This is a genomic window from Synechococcus sp. R55.2 (assembly GCF_047462075.1).
In the GTDB taxonomy this organism is placed as follows: Bacteria; Cyanobacteriota; Cyanobacteriia; order Thermostichales; family Thermostichaceae; genus Thermostichus.
Map to the genome: position 1 here is coordinate 21,496 of NZ_JANSIH010000176.1, position 6,168 is coordinate 27,663.

General features: G+C 56.0%; 6 protein-coding genes and 1 pseudogene. 5 read left to right on the plus strand and 2 right to left on the minus strand.

Translation table 11 applies throughout. From position 1 onward, the window contains the following. The first annotated feature begins 51 nt into the window (after positions 1 to 51). Positions 52 to 1,032 (plus strand): glycosyltransferase family 2 protein, encoded by a 981-nt coding sequence (locus tag NW838_RS06215; RefSeq protein WP_414357281.1) that lies wholly within the window; start codon positions 52 to 54, stop codon positions 1,030 to 1,032. Here the strand turns inward: NW838_RS06215 and NW838_RS06220 are convergent. Continuing rightward, positions 1,024 to 2,151: a YcjF family protein gene (locus NW838_RS06220; protein ID WP_414343203.1), complete on the minus strand. Its 1,128-nt coding sequence runs from the start codon at positions 2,149 to 2,151 to the stop codon at positions 1,024 to 1,026. The genes NW838_RS06215 and NW838_RS06220 overlap by 9 nt on opposite strands. 421 nt (positions 2,152 to 2,572) lie before the next feature. Here NW838_RS06220 and NW838_RS06225 point away from each other — a divergent pair, with 421 nt between their 5' ends. The 4 genes from NW838_RS06225 (at position 2,573) to NW838_RS06240 (ending at position 5,309) form a co-directional block, all read left to right on the plus strand. Next, a complete protein-coding gene (locus tag NW838_RS06225; protein WP_414357283.1) occupies positions 2,573 to 3,124 on the plus strand; it encodes a Dps family protein in 552 nt (183 codons plus the stop codon). A gap of 123 nt (positions 3,125 to 3,247) precedes the next feature. After that, positions 3,248 to 3,526 carry an Asr1405/Asl0597 family protein gene (locus tag NW838_RS06230; RefSeq protein WP_414357285.1) on the plus strand — a complete coding sequence of 93 codons (279 nt, stop codon included), beginning with the start codon at positions 3,248 to 3,250 and terminating at the stop codon, positions 3,524 to 3,526. Then, on the plus strand, positions 3,510 to 4,160 hold the full coding sequence (locus NW838_RS06235; protein WP_414357287.1) for a (2Fe-2S) ferredoxin domain-containing protein: 651 nt from the start codon (positions 3,510 to 3,512) through the stop codon (positions 4,158 to 4,160). Before NW838_RS06230 ends, NW838_RS06235 begins: the two co-directional genes overlap by 17 nt. Positions 4,161 to 4,340: 180 nt before the next feature. Next, positions 4,341 to 5,309, plus strand: a complete 969-nt coding sequence (locus NW838_RS06240) for a Gfo/Idh/MocA family protein (RefSeq protein WP_414427711.1) — start codon at positions 4,341 to 4,343, stop codon at positions 5,307 to 5,309. A 447-nt stretch (positions 5,310 to 5,756) separates the two neighbouring features. Here NW838_RS06240 and NW838_RS06245 read toward each other — a convergent pair. Next, positions 5,757 to 6,168 (minus strand): annotated as a pseudogene (locus NW838_RS06245) (hypothetical protein); the annotation flags it as partial.

Here is a 6,168-nt window from a genome sequence, read left to right on the forward strand (position 1 = left end):
ACGGGATCCCGATTCTGACACCTCTCGATGTTGTCTGAGCCCCCGGTTGAGTTGGTTGAATTATCGGTTGTTGTCCCCTGCAAAAATGAGGCGGATAACCTGGAACACCTGTTCGAACGCCTGCAACTTACCTTGGAGCCGCTGGGGATCCCCTACGAGATCATTTGTGTCAACGATGGCAGCCAAGACGACACACTGGAAAAGCTGATCGCCTTTCACCATCAGGATCCCCGTATCAAAGTGGTGAACCTTTCCCGTTGCTATGGCAAGGAGATCGCCCTTACTGCCGGCCTCGATCACGCCTCTGGCAACGCTGTCGTTCCCATCGATGCCGACTTGCAAGATCCGCCGGAGCTGATCCCGGAGATGCTGCAGCAGTGGCGGCAGGGCTATCAGGTGGTTTATGCGGTGCGCCGCAGCCGCCGCGGGGAGAGCTGGCTAAAACGCTTTACAGCCAACGGCTTCTATTGGTTGATTGATCAACTCAGCCAGGTGCGGATCCCGCGCAATACGGGGGATTTTCGACTGCTGGATCGGCAGGTGGTGGAGGCAGTTAAACAGCTGCGAGAGCGCACCCGCTTTATGAAAGGGATCTTTGCCTGGGTGGGCTACCGGCAAACGGCCATTTTTTACGATCGCGCCCCCCGCTTTCGCGGCAAAACCCAGTGGAACTACTGGCGGCTGTGGAACCTAGCCATAGAAGGCATCACCTCTTTTAGCTCTTGGCCGTTGCGGGTGTGGAGCTACATAGGGTTGGCGATCTCGGTTCCAGCCTTTTTGTATGGCCTTTTTCTCATCATCCGCACCTTGCTCTTTGGCTCCGATGTACCTGGCTATGCCTCTTTAGCGGTGATGATCTTGTTTTTGGGCGGGATCCAGCTGATCAGCTTGGGCGTGATTGGCGAGTATTTAGGCCGCGTTTTTGAAGAAGTGAAAGGCCGCCCCCTCTACCTGGTCGATGGCACCTTTGGGTTTGAGACCCCACGACCTTCCCCTGCCCTAGATTCAGTACCTACGCAAAAGCTAGGATGAAAAGTCATCTTTCAGAGTTTTGGATCCCGAGGCAACATAACTTTGGTACTCGCGTATAAAGATATCTTTCATCTCTTCTGGAGATAGCTGGATCCCTTGGATTTTGGCGCGGGCGATGGCCTTCATCAGCTCGATATAGGCCAGGCCCAGAGAGAGAGTGAGGGTGGCTGCCGTAGTGGATTGGATAGCGCTGCCTACAATCCCCGGGCCGGGAATCATCTTCAGCAAGTTGGACACAATCGTTCGCCCGATTGCTGTTGTAATTGTAGTGCCTGCCAAAGCGGCTATCAAAGAGTAGTAAAAAGAAGGGGAAGCCTCGAAGCCAAAAATAAAGCTGATATTGGCAATCATGCCTGCTTGGGCTGTAACCAACAGAGGGGCATCTGCAAAGGGAAGGGGTACTGCCCCGATAAACGCTGCACTGGCCACATAGCCTGATACGTACTTAAAGGCAGCCTCGGCTTTGAGATCCACCCGCAGCAATTGCTGGCGGATAAAGGCAAGGCGAGCCACTTCCGGCAAAAGCTCTAGCGTGCAGCCAATCAGGTGCTCCAGCCCGTGGGCAGGAATGGTAATTTGCCGGTTAATCGCCTTGTTGCGGGCCAAAACGGGAACAATGTAGCGGACAGGCAAATTTTGATGCTGCAAATACCGGAAAAACTCGCTCTCTTCAGGATTGGGATATTCCAAGCATTGGGTTAAGACCAAGATGACGGGAACGTCTTTGAGTTCCAACTCCTTTAGCCATTTGCGTTCAACTTCCTCCAACCGCTTCAGTTCGTGGTGGAGGCAGTACCAAACAACATGGATGTGATGTTCAGGATCCTTAAAGCGCAGCTCCTCGATAAGCTGGGAAACCTCCAGGCGAACTTGCTGATTCTGTTCACCGTCTAGTTCCATGCCAGGTGTATCGTAGATGGTGATTGGGCAACCTGGCTTGGAATACTGACGAATGTGGCGGGTGACGGGGCTGCCAACACCGGTACGGGCCAGCTCATCTCTAAACACTGCATTGACCAAGGTGCTCTTGCCCACCCCGCTTTTGCCAATGACCAGGATGTTGCAGTGGCCCAACTCTGTCTGCGCCTCTAGGAGGTCCTTCTGTAGTATCTGAGACACCGAATTCCAGAAAGACTTAAAGGCTTCTGGCTTCTCGAGAGATTCAGAAGCTTCTGGGATGCCTCGGGCACGGTCAACAATTTGGCGGGTTAGGTCAGTCAGTTTCTCTAAGAAGGATGGGCTTTTCTGAGACATGCTTCTTGCTTCTTCCCCTAAGGCCGATAGCCCCACAAAGGTAGTTCAGGGCGGATCCTACTGCCAAGTTTCTTCCGATACCGGAGACTGACCTAGCCAAGAGCCAATCTGTCCGCGCCCTGATCCCGCTCAGCGGGATCCGCAACAACGGGTTTATTGAGAGTTATTCACAAGAGTCATTTTCTGCACTATGCTAGATTTGGAGGCAAACACCCAGGGATCCCAGGCCCGTTGTGGCGGGCGCTCTAGGATTCACAGCTCCTTTTAACTTGTGCTGGAGAGTTTTATGTCCGAAACTTCAACCCTGCGCCAGTCTTTCAACAGCGTGCGCGACAATCCTGTCTTGCTTGGCACTGAGATAACCCAGCCGGTTTGCGAGGGGATGAACGCCCTGCTGGCCAGCTTCCAGGGGCTGTACTTGCAGTACCAGAAGCATCACTTCGTGGTAGAAGGCACTGAGTTCTATCCGCTGCACCAACTCTTCAAAGATCACTACGAGCAGGCGAGGGAGCATGTCCACGACCTGGGAGAACGCCTAGAAGGGCTGGGAGGTGTGCCGGTAGCCAGCTTTGCCACCTTGGCCCAGCTTTGCTGCTTTACCCCTGAGCCGGATGGAGCTTTTGGGGCGCGGCAAATGTTGATGAACGACCTGGCGGCAGAGCAGGCCATCATCGATCTGCTGCGGCGACAGGCAGCCCAGGCGGAGAGCCTTGGGGATCGGGCCACTCGCTACCTCTACGAGCAAATCCTGTTGAAAACAGAGGATCGCGCTTTCCATCTCCATCACTTCCTGGCCAACGATAGCCTGGTGTTTGGCTTGATGAACGGCAGAGTCTAGCCAGAGGGTCTACAGGTGGGCTTGAGCCTGCCTAGCTTCCGGCCTCTGGCTTTTTTTTGAAAGGCTATTGAGAATTTGTTTCATCTCTTCACTATTCTTTACTCTGAGGTGCTGATCCCGGCCATGAACCCCGTCTTTCTGGACTCTGAGCGCGGCTATCTCTTGAACATTCCTCTGGGCGAGCGCTGGCGCGTTGGTCGGCGGCTGATGGAATTGGGGATCCCGGCGATTTGTACAGGAGATGGTCGTCTGCGGGTGGAGGCGAGTACTCCATTGGCTGTTCTACAGGTGCGCAGTGTGATCCGTCAGCACACAGCGCGGCGACAGGAGTTATTGGATGGCCTAGAGGTTTGTTGGCAGCTCAACACAGAGGCTGGGGGTCAAGATGAGCAAGTTCCCTAAGCAAGGAATCCCGTTTGAGTCGGAGGGCCAGTTTTTGGGATTTCTTCCCGATAAGGATGGCAAGCTCAAGTACCTGCGTTGGCAGGCTGGGGCTGACATTTTTTCCGGCAAGATCCCCAAGTCTCTGCGCTCTGCCCTCTACCGCACCCTCAAACCTGGAGACACCGTGCAGATCTGTGGGGAGCGGGAGGTGGATCCGCACAAAGGGCGAGAGAAGTGGGTGCTTTACCGGGTGGTTCCCCTCGGAGAGAGGGCGGGGGGTTTGTCTTCGGCTTCTGGGGCTGAGGCAGCTTCCGAACCGGTTGCTCCAAACATCACAGATATCAAAGGAGATATCAAAGGTACAGACATCAAAGGTAAGGTGCTGGTCTGCCAGAAATCCGACTGTTATCGGCGTGGGGCCGGAGCGGTGATGCAAGCCCTGAACGCCCACTTGGCCGCCTACTCTGGTTCGATTTGCGTGCAGGGGGTGGGCTGCATGAAAGATTGCAAACGGGGCCCCCATGTGGTGTTTATGCCCGACAAGGCTCGTTATAGCGGCGTTTCCCCCCAGGGGATCCCGGCTTTGTTGGAGCGGCATTTTCCGCTTTCCTCGCCGCAACCCCAAGAGGTTGAAGCAGCAGCTTCTTCCTAACGCCCATGGGATCCCCACCGGCGAACAGCTCTGTGAGGTAGGCACAAAATCAAAGGGTGCAGCAGGAGTTTTCCGGCAAACCTAGGCGGAGCGAGATCCGGATTGCCGGGTGGTACAAAGGATCCCTCCTGTGTGATGCTACAGACAGAGGCAGGCTAGGGGAGGGAACAAACCTTGCGGGTGGGGATCATCGGCACCGGCTACGCAGCTCGCTCACGGGCCGAGGCCTTGCGCAAAGATGGGCAAGTGCAGATTGTCGCTGTTGCCGGTCGAGCTCCCGACCGGAGCGATGCTTTTGCCGCCGAGTTGGGGGCCGTCGCCTATTCGGACTGGTCTTCTCTGTTGGGCGAGCAGCGGCTGGATCTGGTTTTTGTCAGCACCATCAATCGGGATCATGCCGCCATTGCCCGTGCTGCTCTGGAGGCCGGGATCCACACCGTCGTGGAATATCCCCTTGCCTTGAGCGCTGCCGAAGCACGTTCTTTGGTGCAATTGGCAGCCGAGCGGCAGGTGCTGCTGCACGTCGAACACATTGAGCTGATCAGCGGCGTCCACCTGTTGCTGAAACGAGAGCTGGAAGGGCTGGGCAAGCTCTTTGCCGTCCGCTACATTACCCTCACCGCCGCCCACCCCGCCCCCGACCGCTGGACCTATCGGCCTGAGTTGTTTGGCTTCCCTCTCATAGGGGCTGTTTCTCGCATCCACCGCTTGGTGGACTTGTTGGGCAAGGTGGAACGGGTGAGCTGCCAACTGCGCTACGACGGGCCGGACCTGCCCCACCGCTACAGCAGTTGCTACTGCACAGCCCAACTGAGTTTTGCCAATGGGTTGCTGGCGGTGTTGACGTATGGCAAGGGGGAATCCCTGTGGTGTTCCCAACGGCTGTTGGAGTTTCACGGCCAACGGGGGGGCCTGTTGATCAACGGCGAAGAGGCAATGTTGTTGCGGCCCGGCAGCGCCCATTCTCTAGAGACGGGATCCCGCCACGGCCTCTTCGAGCAAGACACCCGCATGGTGCTGGATCACCTGCGCCACGGCAGACCCCTCTATATCCATACTGAAAACATGCTCCACGCCCTGGCGGTGGCCGAGGCAGCCGAGCGATCTGCCCAAACCCAGCAGGTGGTTTGCGTTCAGGATTGGCCCTAAGGGAAGTCCCTCTCCCCTTGAGAGAGGGGAGCTACGCAATGGGGAGTTTCACTGGGATGTTATGGTCATTTCAGGTTAAGGTGAGACGCCTGGGCTGCTGATCGCGCCAGCGGGACGGAGTCCTTGAAAAGCCCTCTGGCCCTGTGCATTTAACGTTTGTTTTAGTGTTGTTTTAGGTGTGAGTGCAGTGTCCTAGTTGGAATGAAACGACCGTAATGAGGAATGAAACTGTTCCGTCGCATTGCCTGGGGGTGGTCGCGGAAGCGGCGTGGAAGGCTTGGGCGGCACCGCTGAGCAGCTGGGAAGCGTCTTAACCTAACTTGAAATGACTACAATGGGATCGACTCCAGCTCTTCTCCCAAGATGGGATCCCTGAAATACAAAGTTTGCTGCCAACCAGGATGAATTGGGTTTTGGCGCAGGTCAGCAGTGACGGGATGGCCAAAGTTACTGCTCAGCAATTGTAACGTTAAAGCCCTTATTTTTCAGGGTTTCCGCATGATAGCGGGCATACTCCAGTTGCTTAAATGCTGCCAACTGCACAAACTTCTGGCCATTCACATCTTTGACAAAGGCCCCATCAGAAACTTCTCGAGCACGTGCCAAGCTCTCATCTCCCGAGTAGGTAGTGAGCACCAAGAAGGTTCCCTCGCCGCGGTTCGGCCCCAGAGAGTCTACGCTGTTGTCGCTTAGGGGCACCACGTTTTGGGATCCCGCAGAAGTAGGCGATGAAGGTTGGGTCGGGCGCTCCAGGCTGGCCGCCAACTGCTCCACCGTTTGCAAGCTGGGGGGAGAGGGTTCCTTGGAAGCCAAGGCCAAGTCAGTTTGCAGGCTATCCAGCAGGTTGGGAACGTCTTGA

Bases quoted from the DNA above. Each gene is read 5' to 3' on its own strand.
- NW838_RS06230 (WP_414357285.1), top strand. From the start codon at position 3,248: ATGAACCCCGTCTTTCTGGACTCTGAGCGCGGCTATCTCTTGAACATT.
- NW838_RS06235 (WP_414357287.1), top strand. From the start codon at position 3,510: ATGAGCAAGTTCCCTAAGCAAGGAATCCCGTTTGAGTCGGAGGGCCAG.
- NW838_RS06225 (WP_414357283.1), top strand. From the start codon at position 2,573: ATGTCCGAAACTTCAACCCTGCGCCAGTCTTTCAACAGCGTGCGCGAC.